The following is a 19732-nucleotide window of genomic DNA, read 5'->3' as shown; positions in this document are numbered from 1 at the left end:
CATATTCACGTATCGAGATAAATAGAAAGGATGCCGCATGAGTGACACATCATCTGCGGATATTCTCAGCCGCCGGAAATTCCTCGGTGCTGCAGGCGTTGTCGGCGCAGGCGCTGCGCTCGGCGCGAAGTCCGCGCTGGCGCAAGAGGCGAAGCCCGATCCGCTGATCACCGAGATCCAGGACTGGAACCGCTATCTCGGCGATGGCGTGCAGAAGACGCCGTATGGCATGCCCTCGAAGTTCGAGAAGAACGTCATCCGCCGCGATGTGTCGTGGCTGACGGCATCGCCGGAATCCTCGGTGAACTTCACGCCGCTGCACGAACTCGATGGCATCATCACGCCGTCGGGGCTTTGCTTCGAGCGGCATCATTCCGGCGTCGCGGACATCAATCCCGCCGATCACCGGCTGCTGATCCATGGCCTCGTGGACAAGCCGCTGGTGTTCACGATGGACGACATCAGGCGCATGCCGCGCGTGAACAAGATCTACTTCCTCGAATGCGCGGCGAACTCCGGCATGGAGTGGCGCGGCGCGCAGCTCAACGGCTGCCAGTTTACCCACGGCATGGTGCACAACGTCATGTACACCGGCGTCTCGCTGAAGACCGTGCTGGATGAAGCGGGCCTCAAGCCGAACGCGAAGTGGCTGATGCTGGAAGGCGCGGACGCCGCCGCCATGAATCGCTCGCTCCCCATTGAGAAGGCGCTGAACGATTGCATGCTCGCGTTTGCCATGAACGGCGAGGCGCTGCGGCCCGAACAGGGTTATCCGCTGCGCGCCGTGATTCCCGGCTGGGAGGGCAATCTCTGGGTGAAATGGATTCGCCGCATCGAGGTCGGCGACCAGCCGTGGCAGACCCGCGAGGAAACGTCGAAATACACCGACCTTCTGGCCGACGGGCGTTCGCGCAAGCACACCTTCGTCATGGATGCGAAGTCTGTGGTGACCAATCCGTCGCCGCAGGCGCCATTGAAATACAAGGGCCGCAATGTGCTGAGCGGCTTTGCCTGGTCCGGCCGCGGTACGGTCAAGCGCGTCGATGTGACGATGGACGGCGGACGCAACTGGCAGACCGCCCGCATCGACGGGCCGGTGTTCGACAAGTCGCTGGTGCGGTTCTATGTCGACTTCGACTGGAACGGGCAAGAGCTGATGATCCAGTCCCGCGCGATGGATTCCACCGGCTATGTGCAGCCGACCAAGGACGAACTGCGCAAGGTGCGCGGGGTCAATTCGATCTACCACAACAACGGCATTCAGACCTGGCTGGTGCGTTCAGGCGGGGAGACTGAAAATGTCCAGATCGGTTAAGGCCACGGCGTTCGCGTTGCTTGCTGGCGTGGCGCTCGCCGCCGCCACGCCGCAGGGCCATGCGCAGCAAATTGCCACACAGGCGACAACGAAGACCTCGTCTAAGCTTGGACTTGGACGTCCCGCGCTGCCAGAAGAAATCAAGGCGTGGGATACGGATGTGCGGCCGGACGGCAAGGGATTGCCACCGGGCAAGGGCACGGTGAAGCAGGGGGACGCGTTGTTTCAGGAGCGCTGCGCTTCGTGTCATGGCGAATTCGGCGAAGGCGCGGGCCGCTGGCCGGTCTTGGCAGGTGGCGCGGGAACGCTGAAGGCGGACCGTCCCGACAAGACCATCGGCTCGTTCTGGCCGGACCTGTCGACCGCGTTCGACTACATCAAGCGCGCGATGCCATACGGCAATGCACGTTCACTGTCTGACGATGACGTTTATGCCCTGACGGCGTACCTTCTCAGCATGAATGATATCGTCAAGGACGAGAACTTCGAACTCAGCGACAAGAACTTCACCTCGATCAAGATGCCGAATGCCGCGGCCTTCTATGAGGATGACCGCGAGACTGCCGAAAAGCAGTTCTGGAAGAAGGACCCGTGCATGAAAGACTGCCGTGCTGCACCGAAAATCACCGGCCGGGCGATCTCGGTGGACGTGACGCCCGACAGCAAGGCAGGACCGAAAGTCGATTGATGAAACGCCCGCCGGCCCGTGCGATGCTTTTTGTTCTGGCGGCGGGGGCGGCGCTGGAAAATGCTGCTGCCGGAGACCGGCAACTTGGAGAGTATTTATCGACGGAATGTGTAACCTGTCACCGTGCTTCGGGCGCGGCTCAGGGCATTCCGAAAATCACGGGATGGCCGGAAGACCAGTTCATCGCGGTGATGAACGCCTACAAGGACAAGCAGCGCGATAACCCCGTGATGCAGACCATCGCCGGACGGCTCGAGGCAGGTGACATTGCGGCTCTGGCGGCTTATTTCAGAACCCAGAAGTAAATGGTTTCAAAAATTCCGGAGGGTGTCATGACAGACCAGAATAGCTCGGCAACGCGGCGCAGTCTCATTATCGGAGCTGCTGCGGGCGGTTTGGCCGCGGCAACGGCGCAGGCGGCACCGCAGTCCGTCGCCATGGCGGACCTGAAGAAGGAAGGCGATGTCGCATGCCTCTATCATTGCGACTACGGCGACAACGCGCGCTTCGCCCAGACGCTGAACAACATCTCGAACCATTATTCGGCTTACGGCTCCGATCCGTTCGGCCTGCAACTGGTGATCGTCGCCCACAGCGTGTCGGTGAAGTATTTCCTGAGCACGCTGGAAGGAACGCCCTGGAAGGATGAGACCATCGATCCGGCCCTGTTCGAGCGTGTCACCGCGCTCGCCAAGAACGGCCTCAAGGTTCTTCTGTGCGAGATCACGTTCCAGCGGCTCAAGCTCGACAAGGCCAAGGTGAAGGACGCGCCGTTCATCAGTTTCGTGCCGTCGGGTGTTGCCACCGTCGCGGCGCTGCAATCGAAAGGCTTTGCCTATCTCAAGGTCGGCTGATCGGACCGGTCGGCTGAATCCGGTTTTTCAATAGAACATTGGGGGCATGATGAGCATCAATCGTCGGCAGTTGATTTCGGGATCGGCATCGTTCGCGGGCGTCATGATGTTCGGCGCGCCTGCTGTGCTCGGACAAGGCAAGCCGCGCGTGGTGGTGATCGGCGGCGGCGCGGGCGGCGCGACAGCCGCCAAATACCTCGCCAAGGACAGCGCGGGCGCGATTGCCGTCACGCTGGTCGAGCCGCTGGCCAAGTATCAGACCTGCTTCCACAGCAATCTCTATCTTGGCGGTTTCAGGGATTATCCCTCGATCACCCACGGCTACGGCGGATTGAAGAAACTCGGCGTCACGGTGGTCGCCGACCGCGCCGCCAAGATCGACCGTGACAAGAAGGAGGTCATTCTCGCGAACGGCAAGAAGCTGCCCTATGACCGGCTGGTCGTCTCGCCTGGCATCGACCTGAAATACGATTCCGTTCCGGGCTGGTCGCAGGCGGCGGAGGAAGCCATGCCGCACGCCTGGAAGCCGGGCGCGCAGACGCTGCTGCTCAAGAAAAAGCTCGATGCGGTGCCGAACGGCGGCGTCATCGTGATGATCGCGCCGCCCAATCCCTATCGATGCCCGCCCGGTCCTTATGAGCGCGTGTCGATGATGGCGCATGCGCTGAAAAAGGCGCGCAAGGATCGCTCCAAGATTTTTGTGATCGATCCGAAGGACAGTTTTTCCAAACAGGCGCTGTTTCAGGAAGGCTGGGAAAAACACTACAAGGGCCTGGTCGAGTGGCTCGGCCCCAAGGTGCATGACGGTTTGAAATCGGTCGATCCCAAGACGGGCACCGTTGTCACCGGCTTCGAGACCTACAAGAACGCGGCGCTGGTCAACGTCATCCCGGCGCAGATGGCGGGCGCGATCGCGCGGGATGCCGGCCTTGCCAATGCCAGCGGCTATTGCGCCATCGACCCAACGAACATGAAGTCCGCCGCCGATCCCAACATCTACGTGCTCGGCGACGCCTGCATCGCCGGCGACATGCCGAAATCCGCGTTCTCCGCCAACAGCCAGGCCAAGGTCGCGGCCATGATGATCCGGGGCGAACTGGTGTCGGCGCGCACGTTCCCCGCGCGCTACACCAACACCTGCTGGAGCCTGATCGACACCGACGACTGCGTGAAGATCGGCGGGGCCTATGAGCCGAAGGACGGCAAGATCGCGGCGTCATCCACCTTCGTGTCCAAGACCGGCGAGGATGCCGAACTGCGCAAACAAACCCAAGCCGAAAACATGGGCTGGTACGCCGGAATTACAGCCGATATGTTTGCGTGATATGTCCATCGCCGACGGAACCCGCCGCGACGCGGCGGGTTTCGGTTGCGTGTCCTCCTGCCAGCCTTCCAGCCCGCTTCAAAGGTCAAAACAGATGATTGCTCGTTCGTTTGCCGCTGCCCTCGCTTTTGCCACCGCCGTCAGTTTCGCCGGCACCGCCAACGCTCAGGACGTCGCCGCGGGTGAGAAGTCCTTCAACAAGTGCCGCGCCTGCCATCAGGTTGGTGAAACGGCGAAAAACAGCGTCGGCCCCGAGTTGAACGGCCTGTTCGGCCGCAAGTCGGGCAGCGTCGCGGGTTACAACTATTCCGAAGCCAACAAGAATTCCGGCATCACCTGGGACGAGGCGGTGTTCGCCGAATACATCAAGGACCCGAAGGCCAAGATCCCCGGCACCAAGATGGCCTTCGCGGGCATCAAGAAGGACGATGAGATCAAGGATCTCACCGCCTATCTCAAGCAGTTCGGCGCCGACGGGAAGAAGAAGTAAGAGCCCGTCATTCCGGGGCGCGCTTTTGCGCGAGCCCGGAATCTTCATCAGTTGTCATCATGTCTGGATTCCGGATCAGCCCGCAAAACGGGCTGTCCGGAATGACAGCTTCTAAGCCGCTCCACGCGCCTGCCGGGCCGCTTCGACCATGTTGGTCAGCGCCGACCTGACCTCCGGCCAGCCGCGGGTCTTGAGGCCGCAATCCGGATTGATCCAGATCTGGTCCGCCGTCAAATGGCTGCGGGCCTTCTCGATCAGCCCGGTCATCTCCTCGACATCAGGCACGCGCGGCGAATGGATGTCGTAGACGCCGGGTCCGATTTCGTTCGGATACCTGTAGGTCACGAAGGCGTCGAGCAGTTCCATCTTCGACCGTGAGGTCTCGATCGAGATCACGTCGGCGTCCATCGCGCCGATGGCGTCGATGATGTCGTTGAACTCCGAGTAGCACATGTGGGTGTGGATCTGCGTTTCATCCGCGACGCCCGAGGCCGTGATGCGGAAGCTGCCCACCGCCCAGTCGAGATAGGTTTTCCACTCGGACCGCCGCAGCGGAAGACCTTCGCGAAGCGCCGCCTCGTCGATCTGGATCATGGTCGCGCCGGCCTTTTCGAGATCGGTCACCTCGTCGCGGATTGCGAGTGCGATCTGCCGGCATGACTCGCTGCGCGGAATGTCGTCGCGCACGAACGACCAGTTGAGGATGGTCACCGGACCGGTGAGCATGCCCTTCATAGGGCGCCTGGTCAGCGACTGGGCATATTTCCACCATTCGACCGTCATCGGCTTCGGCCGTGAGACGTCGCCGAACAGGATCGGCGGGCGCACGCAGCGCGAGCCGTAGCTCTGCACCCACGCGCTCTTGGTGAAGGCGAAGCCCGAAAGCTGCTCGCCGAAATACTGCACCATGTCGTTGCGTTCGAACTCGCCGTGAACCAGCACGTCGAGACCGATCGTTTCCTGCCATTCCACGGTGCGTCTGGTTTCCTCGCGCAGAAAGCGGTCATAATCGGCCTGGCTGATCGTGCCTTTGGTGAACGCGGCGCGCGCCTTGCGCACGTCGCTGGTCTGCGGGAACGAGCCGATGGTCGTGGTCGGAAAGACCGGGAGCTTGAACCTCGCGCGCTGAATCTGCGCGCGCCTGGCAAAGGCACTGCGGCGTTTGGCCATGACCGCCGTGATCGCGGCGACACGTTCGGCAACCGCCTTGTTGTGCACTTTCGGCGAAGCCTTGCGCGCAGCGGCGGCGGCGGCCGAGGCCGCGAGTTCGTCTTTCACCGTGTTGCGTCCGACGGCGAGCGCCCGTCCGAGCGCAGAAAGCTCGCTCATCTTCTGCAACGAGAAGGCGAGCCAGCTCTTGAGATCCGCATCGAGCGCGGTTTCCTGATCGAGGTCGATCGGCACATGCAGCAGCGAGCATGACGGGGCGATTTCGATCAAATGCGCGCCGCGCCCGGCAACGACTGGCTCGATGCGATCGAGAATGGCCGGCAGGTTCGCGCGCCAGATGTTGCGTCCGTCGATGACGCCGAGCGAAATCACGCGATCCGCAGGCATCTTGCTCAAGACCGTATCGATCTGACCCTTGCCGCGCACCAGATCGAGATGCACGCCCGCGACGGGCAGCTTGGCGACGAGATCGGCGTTGTCGCCGAGTTCACCGAAGTAGGTGGCCAGCATGATCTTGGTGCCGGGCACCTTGAGCGCGAGTTCGCTATAGGCCGTCTTCAACGCAGCCTTTTCGTCCGCATCGAGATCGAGTACGAGGCACGGTTCGTCAAGCTGCACCCAGTCCGCGCCTTCCGTTGCGAGCTTGTTGAGCACTTCGATATAAGCCGGCAACAGCTTGTCCAGCAGCGACAGGTTGCTGAACGAGGCGTCATGGCTCTTGCCCAGCTTGAGGAATGTCACCGGGCCGACCAGCACCGGCCGTGTCCGATAGCCGAGCGCCCTGGCTTCCCTGTATTCGTCGATCGGCTTGGTCGAGGACAGTGCGAAGGTCTGATCCTTCGAGAATTCCGGCACCATGTAGTGATAGTTGGTGTCGAACCACTTGGTCATTTCCTGCGCGGGCGCGCCATGACCGTGGTGATGTTGCGCATGGCCGTGTTCACATGCAGGGTCTTCGCCCTGCGAGCCGCGCGCCATCGCAAAATATGTTGCGAGCGAAACCTCGCCGCCTGTCCAGTTGTAGACGTCGGGAATGGCGCCGACCATCACACTGGTGTCGAGCACCTGATCGTAGAAAGAGAAGTCGTTCGAGGGAATGACGGTCACGCCGCGCGCTTTCTGGCGCGCCCAGTTGTCGGCGCGAAGCTGCGCCGCCGTTTTGACCAGCGAAGCCTCGTCGATCCTGCCGGACCAGTAGTTCTCCAGCGCGGTTTTCAGCTCGCGGCGCGGACCGATCCGCGGCGTGCCGAACGTGGCGACGGGAATGGAAGTAACGGAAGACGAATTCGACATCGGAAACCCCGTGATGTTGGGGCAGGGCCGGACATGCGCGAACAACAGAGACGGCGGCGCCGTTCTCTCGCAAGCGACACACCGGGGCACCCCGCCCATGGACGTACTGTGATCGCGGCAGGTCTCCTGGCTCACGGCTCAACGCCTTATGTCCGGCCTTCCCGAGGCTTTCGCCTCAGTGGCATCGATGGACAGGCTCACCGTCTACAGTTGCGGGGGCAGCTCCGGACTTGCGCGATCCAAAACCGCGCGCACCGCATTCCCTCTTGGCTCCGGGCAACGTGCCCGCAGAACCGCGATGGTCAAGTTATGTGAAGCGGCTCGCGCCGGGTCAAAGGGAAAGCTTCCCACTGCGGCGGCATTGACTGCGCGCGCCAGGCGAGTGGGCAGCGCTCCGGCGAGAATCGCGGAAGCAGATTTCCGTCGGCGCGATCCGCTGACCGGATTCACGGCCGCTTTTCCTCGCGCGCCGAAAAAAAACTTTGGCGGTTTTCCTTGGGTATTTTAAGCAATCGCGATCTTTTGTCCCGCTATCCACATTCGCCTCGCTTGACTTGGCGTCGCGAAGCACACCAGATGTGGGTGTCACGGTTCCACCCGGTCGCAAGACTTGGTGGCGAAGATGGGAAGCCGGTGAGTTGCACTCCGACGCGACAAATCCGGCGCTGCCCCCGCAACTGTAAGCAGTGAGTTGAATCCGACCGATGTCACTGATGCGTTTTCGCATCGGGAAGACCGGATTCAGCGCCGAACTGCGAGCCAGGAGACCTGCCGCGACACCAAAAGAACGTCCACGGGCGGGGTGTCCGGCGGTCGCGTGCTTCGGTGCGTTCCCGCGCCGTGACCATGCGCCTTCGGCCCAAGCCCCCAGAAAATTGCAACACGCACGGGGTCTGCCGATGTCACTCTCGATCGAACGCGAAGCCGCCAAATCCGCTCCTCTCATTCAGTTGCGTTCCGAGTCACTGGCTGTCCCTGCGGCGGAGCCGCCGCTCCAGATCATCCGCCGCAACGGCACGGTCTCGCCGTTCGATGCCAGCAAGATCTCGATCGCGATGACCAAGGCGTTCCTCGCCGTCGAGGGGCACACCGCGGCGGCGTCGCGCCGCATTCACGAGGTGATCGAGCAACTGACCAACGAAGTCGTCAGCGCGCTGACGCGCCGGATCGGCGAGGGCCGCACTTTCCACATCGAGGATGTCCAGGATCAGGTCGAACTGGCGCTGATGCGCAGCGAGCACCACAAGGTTGCCCGTGCCTACGTGCTCTATCGCGACGAACGTCAGCGTCAGCGCGCCGAAGCCGCCGCCGCCAAGCCGGTGAAGGCATCCTCCGAGCCGCAGTTGCATGTCACGCTCGGCAACGGCACGCGCGTGCCGCTCGATGTCGAGCGCCTGACCCTGATTATTCAGGAAGCGTGCGCCAATCTCGACGGCGTCGATGCCGCGCCAGTGCTCGCTGAAACCAGGCGCAATCTTTACGACGGCATCAGCCAGGACGAGCTTGCGCTGGCCGGCATCATGGCCGCGCGCACGCTGGTGGAGCAGGAACCGAACTACGCTTACGTCAGCGCGCGTCTGCTGCTCGACAAGCTGCGCACCGAGGTTCTCTCGTTCGTACATGCCGCGCAGATCAGCGCCACGCAGGCGGACATGGCGGCGCGCTACGTCGAGTACTTCCCGGTCTATGTCAAGAAAGGCATCGAAGCCGAACTGCTCGATCCTGAACTGGCGCGCTATGACCTGAAGCGGATCGCGGCGGCGCTGAAGCCGGAGCGCGATCTGTCGTTCCAGTTTCTCGGCTTGCAGACGCTGTACGATCGCTACTTCCTGCATCAGGACGGCAACCGCATCGAACTGCCGCAGGCGTTCTTCATGCGCGTGGCGATGGGCCTTGCGATCCGCGAGATCGACCGCGAGGCGCGCGCCATCGAGTTCTACAACCTGCTGTCGTCGTTCGACTTCATGGCCTCGACGCCGACGCTGTTCAACTCCGGTACGCTGCGGCCGCAGCTCTCGTCCTGCTTCCTGACCACGGTGGCCGACGATCTCGACGGCATCTTCAAGTCGGTGAAGGACAACGCGCTGCTGGCGAAATATTCCGGCGGTCTCGGCAACGACTGGACCCGCGTGCGCGGCCTCGGCGCGCACATCAAGGGCACCAACGGCGAAAGCCAGGGCGTGGTGCCGTTCCTGAAAGTCGCCAACGACACCGCGATCGCGGTCAATCAGGGCGGCAAGCGCAAGGGCGCGGTCTGCGCCTATCTCGAGACATGGCATGTCGACATCGAGGAATTCCTCGACCTGCGCAAGAACACTGGTGACGACCGCCGCCGCACCCACGACATGAACACCGCGAACTGGGTGCCGGATCTGTTCATGCAGCGCGTCGAGGCTGATGGCGAATGGACGCTGTTCTCGCCGGACGAGACGCCGGACCTGCACGATCTTTACGGCAAGGCGTTCGCCGAGCGTTACGCTTTCTATGAAGCGAAGGCTGCGCGCGGCGAGATGCGTGTGTTCAAGACGCTGCGCGCCACGGATTTATGGCGCCGCATGCTGACCATGCTGTTCGAGACCGGACATCCCTGGATCACCTTCAAGGACCCGTGCAATCTTCGTTCGCCGCAGCAGCATGTCGGCGTCATCCACTCGTCCAATCTCTGCACCGAAATCACGCTGAACACGTCGGACGACGAGGTGGCGGTGTGTAATCTCGGTTCGGTCAATCTGCTCAACCATGTGGGTGAGGGCGGCATCGATCACGCGCGGCTGAAGCGGACGATCTCGACCGCGATGCGGATGCTGGACAATGTCATCGACATCAATTTCTACACCATCCCGGAAGCGCGCCGCTCCAACCTGCAACATCGTCCGGTCGGTCTCGGCCTGATGGGCTTCCAGGATGCGCTCCATGCGCTGCGAATCCCGATGGCGTCGGACGCCGCTGTCGCGTTTGCCGACACCAGCATGGAAGCGATTTCGTTCCATGCCATCTCGGCGTCGGTCGATCTCGCCGCCGAACGCGGTCAGTATCCGTCGTTCAAGGGATCGCTGTGGAGCAGGGGCATCCTGCCGATCGATTCCATCGAGATTCTGGCCGATGCGCGCGGTGGTCTTGATGCTGACTGGTCGGCAACGCTGGACTGGACTGCGCTGCGGGCGCGGGTGCAGTCGGTCGGCATGCGCAACTCCAATGTAATGGCGATTGCGCCGACGGCGACCATTTCCAACATCTGCGGCGTGGCGCAGTCGATCGAGCCCGCCTACCAGAACCTCTATGTCAAATCGAACATGTCCGGCGATTTCACCGAAGTGAACGAGTTTCTGGTTCGCGATCTGAAGGCCCGCGGCCTTTGGGACGAGGTGATGGTGTCGGATCTCAAGTACTTCGACGGCAGTGTCGGCTCCATCGACCGTGTGCCGGACGATCTGAAACTGCTCTACGCAACGGCGTTCGAGATTGACAGCGCGTGGCTGATCGAGGCTGCCGCACGGCGGCAGAAATGGATCGATCAGGCGCAATCGCTCAATCTCTACATCGCCAATCCGTCGGGCAAAAAGCTGGACCAGCTTTATCGCCTCGCATGGACGCGCGGATTGAAGACCACCTACTACCTGCGCTCGCGCAGCGCCACCCATGTGGAGAAATCCACGCTCAAGGGCACCGACGGCAAGCTCAACGCGGTGTCGTCAACGCCTCTCGCTTCACTGCCGGTGAACAAGCCCATCGTCATATCGCAGGCCTCGACCGCGCCGGATCTGTCCGATGCGGTGGCGTGTTCGATCGACAATCCCGATTGCGAGGCGTGCCAGTAAGCAGCCTCGCCGTCATTGCGAGCGAAGCGAAGCAATCCACCTTTGAAAAGTCATGGATTGCTTCGTCGGCTTCGCCTCCTCGCAATGACGAAATTGGCAACATCCGACGTTAGACAAGAAAGACGATCTTCATGCTCGACTGGTCCGAACCCGCACCTGCCAAACCCGCTACCAACCTGCCGCCCATCCTGACCGGTAAGCCTGTCGTATCGGAGCAAGCCGATCCAACAGGCTTCGGCACCATCGACCGCAGGGGCGGGCGCGTCTCGGTCGACGACAAGGCGATGATCAACTGCCGCGCCGACGTCAATCAACTGCTGCCGCTCAAATACAAATGGGCATGGGAGAAATATCTCTCCGGCTGCAACAATCACTGGATGCCGACGGAAGTGTCGATGCAGGCCGACATCGCGCTGTGGAAATCGCGCGACGGCCTCACCGACGACGAGCGCCGCGCCATCAAGCGCAACCTCGGATTCTTCGCGGCCTCCGAAAGCCTCGTCGCCAATAATATTGTGCTGGCGATCTATCGCCACCTGACCAATCCCGAGTGCCGCCAGTACCTGCTGCGGCAGGCGTTCGAGGAAGCGATCCACACCCACACCTTCCAGTACATCGTGGAAAGCCTCGGCCTCGATGAGGGCGAGCTGTTCAACATGTATCGCGAGGTGCCTTCGATCACCGACAAGGCGGCGTGGGCGCTCAAGCACACCCAGAATCTGGAAGACCCGGACTTCAAGACCGGCACGCCGGAAGCCGACCGTGCGCTGCTCCGCGACCTGATCACCTTCTATGTCTGCTTCGAGGGCATGTGGTTCTACACCGGATTCGCGCAGATCCTGTCGCTCGGCCGCCGCAACAAGATGGTCGGCATCGCCGAGCAGTATCAGTACATCCTGCGCGACGAGAGCATCCATCTGAACTTCGGTATCGACGTGATCAACCAGATCAAGATCGAGAATCCGCATCTGTGGACCGGCGAATTCCAGGAGGAGGTCCGCGGAATGATCCGCGAAGCGGCCGAACTGGAAGCAGCCTATGGCCGCGATACCATGCCGCGCGGGTTCCTCGGCCTCAACGCGGCGCTGTGCGAACAATACATGCACTTCATCGCCAACCGCCGATGCGCCCAGCTTGGGCTGACCCGCGTGTTCGACGAGACCGACAATCCGTTCCCATGGATGTCGGAGGCGATGGACCTGAAGAAGGAGAAGAACTTCTTCGAGACCCGCGTGATCGAGTACCAGAACGGCGGCGCGCTGAGCTGGGAATAAGGCGTTAATCTTTGGCGCCTCGCGGTGTCGAGATACAGGTGCAAATCCCGCGTCTGCACACGAACGTTGCAAGAAACGCCCGCTGAGCGGGCGTTTTTTGCTGCGTGAGGTAGCGATTTACGGGGTGTTATTCAATTTTGTTTACCTTGAGGCACTTTGCGCCGGTTGGCTGTCCGGCGGGTTTGGCATGCAAAAAGAATTTTTGGGGGTTGGGAATGGGCTGGTTCAAGAGCACTCCGGCAAAGCAGAAGGTCAACGTCAGCTTTCTTTCGAACCTGCGATTCCGAACCAAGATCATGCTCGGTTTCATCACCGTGCTGGGCATCTCCGCCATCAACATGGGTGTCGCCTATTTCGGCTTTGAGCGGATCGCCGAGGGCGTCCAGTCCTATCAGGGCATTGTCGCCGAGACCGACAGCGCGCGTGACATCGATCGCGAACTCGCGGCCTATCAGCTCCTCGCGCGTTATTATGTGACGACCGGTCTTCCCGCCGACGAGGAGGCTGCACGCGCTGCGGAGACTGCCCTTGGTGCCGCCATCGAACGCGCTGCCCGGGTCGCCACCGCCGGCAACCGGAAGAGCGTTCTCAATCTTTCGGCCAGCTACAGCGAGTTCGCCGGACTGTTCGGCGAGGTCATCAAGCTCAAGACCGATAACGCCGCGATCGCGTCGAACCAGTTGCTCCGGATGGGCAACGTCATCCGCTACAAGTTCGACGATCTGGCGGATACCGCGATCCTAGCGGGTCTGACGTCGATCCAGCAGAACGCCAAGGAACTGGCGACCCACTCCGCGTCCATTACCTCCAACATCAGCAACTACGTGCTGCGCCCCGACGCCGCCGTCGCCAACAGCGTCAATGCCCGCATGCAGCTTCTGAAGAACAGTTTCGGCACACTGACCGCCGACGATGCGAAACTCACATCGAAGATTGCGGAGATCACCCAGGAGCTCGATGCCTACAAGGCGGCATTCACCAAGTTTGTCGAGAACACCGCGAAGATCGCAGCGCTGTCCACGAAGATGAACGAGGCGGCGGCGAGCGTGACGCAGGAAGCGAAGACCATCAAGGACGGCTTGCTTGCACAGCAGACCCGGCTCGCGAAGGAATCCGCCGAGGCCGCGCACAGCACCGGCAAGTTCGTGACCATTCTCGGCGGCGGCGGCATCGCGTTTGGCGCGTTGCTCGCCTGGATGCTGGGCCGGGGAATTTCACGCCCGATGATCGGCATGTGCGATGCGATGCGTCAGCTTGCCAGTGGCAATTTCGATGTCGTCCTGCCGGGCCTTGGCCGCAAGGATGAAATCGGCGAGATGGCCGGCGCGGTTGAAGAGTTCAAGATGCGGGCTGTCGCCAAGGCGCAGAGCGAGGCGGCGGAACGCGAAGAGCAAGGCAAGTCCGCCAGCGCCGCGCGCAGCGCCGAGCTTCATCGTTTCGCGGACAATTTTGAAACCGCGGTCGGCGGGATCGTGTCGAGCGTATCGGCCTCGGCCAGCCAGCTTGAAGCGTCCGCGACGACCCTGACGCGAACCGTCGAGGCGACCCAGATGCTGTCAGGCAAGGTGGCTGGCGCATCCGAGGAAGCATCCTCCAACGTGCAATCGGTGGCGGCGGCGACGGAAGAGCTCTCGGCGTCGGTTGTCGAGATCGGCCGCCAGGTCCAGGAATCGAGCCGCATCGCCGCGGCGGCGGTGTCGCAGGCCGAAGCGACTGACGCCCGCATCGCCAAGCTGTCGCGCGCGGCACAGGAAATCGGCGACGTGGTCAAGCTGATTACGGCGATTGCCGAGCAGACCAACCTGCTGGCGCTCAACGCCACCATCGAGGCGGCACGGGCCGGCGAGGCGGGACGCGGCTTTGCCGTTGTCGCGTCCGAGGTGAAATCGCTGGCGAGCCAGACCGCGAAGGCGACCGACGAGATTTCATCGCACATCGCGGGCATGCAGAGCGCGACGCAGGAATCGGTTTTCGCCATCAAGGAAATCGGCCAGACCATCGGCCAGATCTCGAAGATCGCCGGCAACATTGCCGCCGCCATCGAGCAGCAGAGCAATGCGACCACCGAGATCGCCCGCAACGTCCAGAGCGCCGCCGGCGGCACGCAGGAGATCGCGGAAGGCATCTCCGAGGTCAACCGCGGCGCGAGCGAAACCGGCACGGCGTCGGGCGAGGTGCTGAATTCGGCCCAGACGCTGGCGGTCGAAAGCACGCGGCTGCGTCAGGAGCTCGATCGCTTCATGGCGAACATCCGCGCGGCGTGATGGTTTACTGCAACCTCGCCCCGTTCTGACGTGGGAGAGGGAGCAGGTTTTTCTCCCTCTGCCGTTGCGTGTTGATGAACCGTCAAGCCCGGCGCTGACGGCTGTGTGAGTTACTCCTAGTACGCATCCTTTTTGGCGCGTGCGTCTTTCGCGGTCTGCACGAGATTGAGCTGCTGCTCGATCTTGCCGAGCGCGTTTGCGAACTCCTTTCGCTCCGCCGCCGTGAGGCATGACAGGATGTCCTGTTCCTTGCGGAGCAGGCGGGGAATAAGCTCCTCATAGAGCGCGTGTCCCTTGCGGGTGAGCTGCAACGCCAGCTCGCGGCGGTCATCCACGTTCTCGACGCGTTCGATCAACTGCTTATCCAGCAGATGGGCGACGGCCCGGCTAATGGTCGATTTATGCGTCCGGGTGCAATAGGCGATGTATTGCGCCGTGCAGGCGTCATCGCGGAAACCGAGCGTCGCCAGCACCCGCCATTCCGGAATATCGAGGCCGTAGCGCTCGCTATACTCGCCGGAGAGTTCCGCGCTGACCTCCGCAGCCAGCCGATTCAGCCGGAACGGCACGAATTTGAAAAGATCGAGCTTGGTCAAGGAAAACGTCCATTTTGGCCAGGGGCCAGCCCGGTCCAGTTGGTTGCAGTTGCAACGATCATAGCCTTGGTCTATCCTGATGGCCAGCGTCAAATGCAGACGTGCAAACCACCGCGTCAGAGGCCTCGATCAAGAGGCCCGTCAGTCAAGCAGGGACGAAACGTGCCGGTATCACGGATTATTCAGTTCGGCTATCGCCGCCATTCCGATCAGGACCGGACGGCGGCGGATGCCGCGCGCCACCCGGTCGTGGTGGTGGGCGCGGGGCCCGTCGGCCTGACGCTGGCGATCGATCTTGCGCAGCGCGGGCACGGTGTCGTCCTGCTGGATGACGCCGATCGGATCGGCGACGGTTCGCGCGCGATCTGTTTCTCGAAACGTTCGCTGGAACTGTGGGACCGTCTCGGGGTCGGCGAACGGATGGTGGAGAAAGGCGTCGTGTGGAAAGTCGGCAAGATCTTCCTGAACGATGACATGCTCTACCGCTTCGACCTGTTGCCGGAAGACGGCCACAAGATGCCGGCCTTCATCAATCTGCAGCAGTATTACGCCGAAGCCTTTCTCGTCGATCGCGCCAGCGAACTGCCGCAGGTCGATCTGCGCTGGCGCAACAAGGTCGTCGGCCTCGACCAGCGCAACGATCATGTTGTGCTCGCGATCGATACGCCCGATGGACGCTATCACCTCAAGGCGGATTACGTTGTCGCCTGCGACGGCGCGCGCTCAATGCTGCGCGGCTTTGTCGGTGCGGAATTTTCCGGAGAAGTGTTCGAGGATCAGTTCCTGATCGCGGACGTCAAGATGACTGCCGAGTTTCCGACCGAGCGCTGGTTCTGGTTCGATCCGCCGTTCCATTCAGGCCAGTCCGCGCTGCTGCATCGTCAGCCCGACGATGTCTGGCGTATCGACCTGCAACTGGGACCGGATGCCGATCCCGCCGTCGAGCGGTTGCCGGAAAATGTCCGGCCGCGGATCGAGCGCATGCTGGGTCATGCCAATTTCGATTTCGAATGGATTTCGATCTACAAGTTCCAGTGCCGCCGCATGCAGCGCTTTGTGCATGAGCGCGTGATCTTCGCCGGCGACTCGGCACATCAGGTCTCGCCGTTCGGTGCGCGGGGTGCGAATTCCGGACTTGAGGATGCAGAAAACGTTGCGTGGAAGCTGTCGCTGATCTTGCGCGGCGATGCGTCGGCCACGTTGCTCGACAGTTACGAGATCGAGCGCAGCGCAGCCGCGGATGAGAACATCCGTGCGTCGACCCGCTCGACTGATTTCATCGCGCCGCATTCGGCGCAGGAGCGGCGGATGCGGCAAGCGATACTCCGGCTTGCGAAGGAAGCCGAATTCGCCAAGCGCATGGTCAACGGCGGGCGACTCTCGACGCCGTCGGTGTATGAGACGCCGCTGTCGACGCCGGACACCGACGTCTGGGCGGCGGGCCCGCGCCCTGGTGCGCAGATGATCGACGCACCACTGGCGGCGGCGAACGGCGAGCCGGTCTATCTCACCGAGGCCTTCCGACAAGGCGGGGGTGGCTTCGTCCTGCTGCAGGCGGGAAGCGACGGCGGCGATCAACCGGGCTGTCATTCCATCCATATCGGCGAAACAGCTCCGCTGCGCGATGCGTCGGGACTGTTTGCGAAGCGCTACGATGCATCCGAAGGCGCGGCTTATCTGCTGCGCCCTGACGGTTATGTCGCGGCGCGCTTCAGGAAGCCGACACGCAAGACCGTCGAGGCCGCCATCGCCCGCGCAAGTGCACAAACGTGAGCTACGCATGACACTCTCGACACAATCGAATTTCGCCGATCCCGACGCCGCCTATCGGCTGGTGGTGGAAGCCCATCGCGGCCTGCGCGACGAGGACAGTGTATCGCTGGACACGGCGCTGGTTTTGATTCTGGCCAACCATATCGGCGATGTTGAGGTGCTGCGCGAAGCGATCGCGCTGGCGAAGCGGCAACTTGGCCAAAGCGGAAAAACCGATTCAGAAAAGGACGCAAAATGAGCGCAAAGGGTTTCGCCTCGACCGGCGACATGACGGAAAAGAAGATCACCTTCTCCGAGATCGGCCCGGACATTTACGCCTTCACAGCGGAGGGGGATCCCAATTCGGCAGTGATTGTCGGCGATGACGGCTGCATCGTGTTCGATGCGCAGGCAACGCCGGCGATGGCCAACAGCGTGATCGAGCGCGTCAAGACCGTGACCGACAAGCCGATCAAGTATGTGGTACTGTCGCATTATCACGCGGTGCGTGTGCTCGGCGCGTCGGCCTACAAGGCACAGGGCATCGTTGCCTCGTCCGAAACCCAGCGGCTGATCGTGGAGCGCGGCAAGCAGGACTGGGATTCCGAATATGGCCGGTTTCCGCGCCTGTTCCGCGACGCCGAAAGCATTCCCGGCCTGACCTGGCCGACCATCACCTTCGACACCGGCATGACGCTTTATCTCGGCAAGCGCGAGGTGCAACTGATGCATCTCGGTGCGGGCCATACCTCCGGCGACATTGTCGCCTGGGTGCCCGATGCGCAGGTGATGTGTTCCGGAGATCTGATCGAATATCACTCGGCCTGCTATTGCGGCGACGCGTTGCTGCGCGAATGGCCGCTGACCCTGAACGAAATCCGCGAGTTCAATCCCAAGGCGGTCGCGCCGGGCCGTGGCGATGCCCTGAAGGGCGCTGCGACCGTGAACGAGGCTATCGCCATGACCCGCGACTTCGTCAGCTCGCTGTACGGCGCGGCGGAACTGTCGGTGGCGAAGGGGCGTACCCTTAAGGAAACCATGGCGGCCACCCGCGAGGTGATGGACCCGAAATTCTCGAGCTTCGCGATCTATGAACACTGCCTGCCATTCAACGTGTCCCGCGCGTTCGACGAAGCATCCGGGATCGACGATCCGGTGATCTGGACCGACAAGCGCGACCGAGAAATGTGGGCTGCTTTGCAAGGATGATGCAGGGCGAATGTATCTAGAGAAGTAGGTCCGTCATTGCGAGGAGCGAGAGCGACGAAGCAATCCATAGAGCGATATAGAAAGAGTGGATTGCTTCGCTTCGCTCGCAATGACGTTTTCAGGAACTTGAATCTCGCGCTGATGGAGAGTGAGATGAACATCAACACTGCACCCAAGGTTATGAGTCATGGCTCGCATGGCGTCACGCCGGGCTATATGTCCGGTTTCGGCAACAGCTTCGAGACCGAAGCGCTGCCCGGCGCGCTGCCGATCGGGCGTAACTCGCCGCAGAATTGCGCTTACGGGCTTTATGCCGAGCAGTTGTCAGGATCGCCATTCACTGCGCCGCGCGGCACCAACGAGCGCTCCTGGCTGTATCGCATCCGCCCGTCGGTGAAGCACTCGGGCCGCTTCACCAAGGTCGACGCGAAATACTGGCGCACCGCACCGTGCACTGAATACGACATGCCGATCGCGCAGTTGCGCTGGGACCCGCTGCCGATGCCGAAGGAGGAGCAGACCTTTCTCCAAGGTGTCTACACCATGACCACGGCGGGCGATGCCAATACCCAGGCGGGCATGGCGGCGCACATCTATCTCATCACCAAATCGATGGTGGACCAGAATTTCTACAATGCCGACGGCGAACTGATGTTCGTTCCGCAGGACGGCAACCTTCGCCTCGTCACCGAGTTCGGCATCATCGACATCGAACCCGGCGAGATCGCGGTGATCCCGCGCGGCGTCAAGTTCCGCGTTGAAATTCCGGGCGGTCCGGCGCGCGGCTATCTCTGCGAGAACTATGGCGGCGCATTCACGCTGCCGGAGCGCGGACCGATCGGCGCCAATTGTCTCGCCAACTCGCGCGACTTCCTGACGCCGGTGGCGGCCTATGAGGACAAGGAAACGCCGACCGAGCTTTATGTAAAGTGGGGCGGTTCGCTGTTCGTGACCAGGCTGCCGTACTCGCCCATCGACGTGGTGGCGTGGCACGGCAACTACGCGCCGTATAAATATGACCTGCGCACGTTCTCGCCGATCGGCGCCATCGGCTTCGATCATCCCGATCCGTCGATCTTCACCGTACTGACCTCGCCGTCGGAAACGGCGGGCACCGCGAATATCGACTTCGTGATCTTCCCGGAACGCTGGATGGTGGCGGAGAACACCTTCCGTCCGCCGTGGTATCACATGAACATCATGTCCGAGTTCATGGGGCTGCTCTACGGCGCCTATGACGCCAAGCCGCATGGCTTCGTGCCGGGCGGCATCAGCCTGCACAACATGATGCTGCCGCATGGCCCGGACCGCGAGGCGTTCGATCACGCCAGCAATGGCGAACTGAAGCCCGTGAAGCTGACCGGCACCATGGCCTTCATGTTCGAGACGCGGTTTCCGCAGCGCGTCACGCAGTTTGCTGCGACCACGAGCGCGCTGCAGGATGATTACGCCGATTGCTGGCAGGGGCTGGAGCGTCGCTTCGACCCGTCGAAGCCTTGAGCGTCGTTGAATTGATGAGCGGTATTGAAACGGCAGCAATGTCACTCCCTCTCCCCTGTGGGGAGAGGGTTGGGGTGAGGGGATCTAGATTCATCGAGAGATTCTACGCCCTCACCCGGATCGCTTGCGCGATCCCACCTCTCCCCACGGGAGAGGTGGGCAGATCGCTGAAATCGAATTCGGAA

The 19732-nt window shown here is 62.0% G+C and carries 15 protein-coding genes and 2 riboswitches; of the genes, 13 read left to right on the top strand and 2 right to left on the bottom strand.

The features are described from left to right. Positions 1–37 precede the first annotated feature (37 nt). The 6 genes from soxC (at position 38) to AC1RM7_RS16930 (ending at position 4671) form a co-directional block, all read left to right on the top strand. On the top strand, positions 38–1315 hold the full coding sequence (gene soxC / locus AC1RM7_RS16955; RefSeq protein WP_492839161.1) for a sulfite dehydrogenase: 1278 nt from the start codon (positions 38–40) through the stop codon (positions 1313–1315). Then, positions 1299–2003, top strand: coding sequence for a c-type cytochrome (locus AC1RM7_RS16950; protein WP_024919722.1), 705 nt, complete (start codon positions 1299–1301; stop codon positions 2001–2003). Before soxC ends, AC1RM7_RS16950 begins: the two co-directional genes overlap by 17 nt. Next, complete coding sequence (locus AC1RM7_RS16945) at positions 2003–2308, top strand: c-type cytochrome (protein ID WP_024919721.1); 306 nt, start codon at positions 2003–2005, stop codon at positions 2306–2308. Before AC1RM7_RS16950 ends, AC1RM7_RS16945 begins: the two co-directional genes overlap by 1 nt. A 27-nt stretch (positions 2309–2335) precedes the next feature. Next, positions 2336–2857, top strand: a complete 522-nt coding sequence (locus AC1RM7_RS16940) for a DsrE family protein (protein ID WP_024919720.1) — start codon at positions 2336–2338, stop codon at positions 2855–2857. Between the two features lie 49 nt (positions 2858–2906). Then, complete coding sequence (locus tag AC1RM7_RS16935) at positions 2907–4181, top strand: NAD(P)/FAD-dependent oxidoreductase (protein WP_024919719.1); 1275 nt, start codon at positions 2907–2909, stop codon at positions 4179–4181. A gap of 94 nt (positions 4182–4275) precedes the next feature. After that, entirely contained in the window at positions 4276–4671 is a 396-nt protein-coding gene (locus AC1RM7_RS16930; RefSeq protein ID WP_024919718.1) for a c-type cytochrome, read from the top strand. Between the two features lie 111 nt (positions 4672–4782). On the opposite strand, the gene metE is transcribed toward AC1RM7_RS16930, so the two are convergent. Next, positions 4783–7134: a 5-methyltetrahydropteroyltriglutamate--homocysteine S-methyltransferase gene (metE, locus tag AC1RM7_RS16925; protein WP_492839165.1), complete on the bottom strand. Its 2352-nt coding sequence runs from the start codon at positions 7132–7134 to the stop codon at positions 4783–4785. A gap of 99 nt (positions 7135–7233) precedes the next feature. Then, a riboswitch (cobalamin riboswitch) is annotated at positions 7234–7447 on the bottom strand. A gap of 258 nt (positions 7448–7705) precedes the next feature. Beyond that, positions 7706–7924: riboswitch (cobalamin riboswitch) on the top strand. Between the two features lie 109 nt (positions 7925–8033). On the opposite strand from metE, the gene AC1RM7_RS16920 reads away from it, so the two are divergent. The 3 genes from AC1RM7_RS16920 (at position 8034) to AC1RM7_RS16910 (ending at position 14490) form a co-directional block, all read left to right on the top strand. Next, positions 8034–10952, top strand: a complete 2919-nt coding sequence (locus tag AC1RM7_RS16920; protein ID WP_024920710.1) for a ribonucleoside-diphosphate reductase subunit alpha — start codon at positions 8034–8036, stop codon at positions 10950–10952. A gap of 131 nt (positions 10953–11083) precedes the next feature. Further along, a complete protein-coding gene (locus AC1RM7_RS16915; RefSeq protein ID WP_024920709.1) occupies positions 11084–12226 on the top strand; it encodes a ribonucleotide-diphosphate reductase subunit beta in 1143 nt (380 codons plus the stop codon). A gap of 215 nt (positions 12227–12441) precedes the next feature. Next, positions 12442–14490, top strand: a complete 2049-nt coding sequence (locus AC1RM7_RS16910; RefSeq protein WP_006019599.1) for a methyl-accepting chemotaxis protein — start codon at positions 12442–12444, stop codon at positions 14488–14490. A gap of 116 nt (positions 14491–14606) precedes the next feature. Here the strand turns inward: AC1RM7_RS16910 and AC1RM7_RS16905 are convergent, their stop codons facing one another. Further along, positions 14607–15086 carry a MarR family winged helix-turn-helix transcriptional regulator gene (locus tag AC1RM7_RS16905; RefSeq protein ID WP_024920708.1) on the bottom strand — a complete coding sequence of 160 codons (480 nt, stop codon included), beginning with the start codon at positions 15084–15086 and terminating at the stop codon, positions 14607–14609. Between the two features lie 162 nt (positions 15087–15248). Here AC1RM7_RS16905 and AC1RM7_RS16900 point away from each other — a divergent pair, with 162 nt between their 5' ends. The 4 genes from AC1RM7_RS16900 (at position 15249) to hmgA (ending at position 19547) form a co-directional block, all read left to right on the top strand. Then, positions 15249–16859, top strand: coding sequence for an FAD-dependent oxidoreductase (locus AC1RM7_RS16900; RefSeq protein ID WP_024920707.1), 1611 nt, complete (start codon positions 15249–15251; stop codon positions 16857–16859). Between the two features lie 7 nt (positions 16860–16866). Further along, a complete protein-coding gene (locus tag AC1RM7_RS16895; protein WP_024920706.1) occupies positions 16867–17097 on the top strand; it encodes a DUF2783 domain-containing protein in 231 nt (76 codons plus the stop codon). Continuing rightward, complete coding sequence (locus AC1RM7_RS16890) at positions 17094–18047, top strand: MBL fold metallo-hydrolase (protein WP_024920705.1); 954 nt, start codon at positions 17094–17096, stop codon at positions 18045–18047. Before AC1RM7_RS16895 ends, AC1RM7_RS16890 begins: the two co-directional genes overlap by 4 nt. A gap of 153 nt (positions 18048–18200) precedes the next feature. Then, positions 18201–19547 (top strand): homogentisate 1,2-dioxygenase, encoded by a 1347-nt coding sequence (gene hmgA, locus AC1RM7_RS16885; protein ID WP_024920704.1) that lies wholly within the window; start codon positions 18201–18203, stop codon positions 19545–19547. Positions 19548–19732 lie beyond the last annotated feature (185 nt).

The organism is Afipia sp. GW822-FHT03D08 (assembly GCF_058801645.1).
Note: the sequence above shows the minus strand (reverse complement) of the source record. Positions and strands in the feature narration are given on the sequence as shown.

What these genes read in the sequence shown, in the direction of transcription:
- metE (WP_492839165.1), bottom strand. Translation starts at nt 7,134, where the DNA reads ATGTCGAATTCGTCTTCCGTTACTTCCATTCCCGTCGCCACGTTCGGC.
- AC1RM7_RS16895 (WP_024920706.1), top strand. Translation starts at nt 16,867, where the DNA reads ATGACACTCTCGACACAATCGAATTTCGCCGATCCCGACGCCGCCTAT.
- AC1RM7_RS16915 (WP_024920709.1), top strand. Translation starts at nt 11,084, where the DNA reads ATGCTCGACTGGTCCGAACCCGCACCTGCCAAACCCGCTACCAACCTG.
- AC1RM7_RS16935 (WP_024919719.1), top strand. Translation starts at nt 2,907, where the DNA reads ATGAGCATCAATCGTCGGCAGTTGATTTCGGGATCGGCATCGTTCGCG.
- AC1RM7_RS16920 (WP_024920710.1), top strand. Translation starts at nt 8,034, where the DNA reads ATGTCACTCTCGATCGAACGCGAAGCCGCCAAATCCGCTCCTCTCATT.
- AC1RM7_RS16940 (WP_024919720.1), top strand. Translation starts at nt 2,336, where the DNA reads ATGACAGACCAGAATAGCTCGGCAACGCGGCGCAGTCTCATTATCGGA.
- AC1RM7_RS16910 (WP_006019599.1), top strand. Translation starts at nt 12,442, where the DNA reads ATGGGCTGGTTCAAGAGCACTCCGGCAAAGCAGAAGGTCAACGTCAGC.
- AC1RM7_RS16945 (WP_024919721.1), top strand. Translation starts at nt 2,003, where the DNA reads ATGAAACGCCCGCCGGCCCGTGCGATGCTTTTTGTTCTGGCGGCGGGG.
- hmgA (WP_024920704.1), top strand. Translation starts at nt 18,201, where the DNA reads ATGAACATCAACACTGCACCCAAGGTTATGAGTCATGGCTCGCATGGC.
- soxC (WP_492839161.1), top strand. Translation starts at nt 38, where the DNA reads ATGAGTGACACATCATCTGCGGATATTCTCAGCCGCCGGAAATTCCTC.
- AC1RM7_RS16950 (WP_024919722.1), top strand. Translation starts at nt 1,299, where the DNA reads ATGTCCAGATCGGTTAAGGCCACGGCGTTCGCGTTGCTTGCTGGCGTG.
- AC1RM7_RS16930 (WP_024919718.1), top strand. Translation starts at nt 4,276, where the DNA reads ATGATTGCTCGTTCGTTTGCCGCTGCCCTCGCTTTTGCCACCGCCGTC.
- AC1RM7_RS16890 (WP_024920705.1), top strand. Translation starts at nt 17,094, where the DNA reads ATGAGCGCAAAGGGTTTCGCCTCGACCGGCGACATGACGGAAAAGAAG.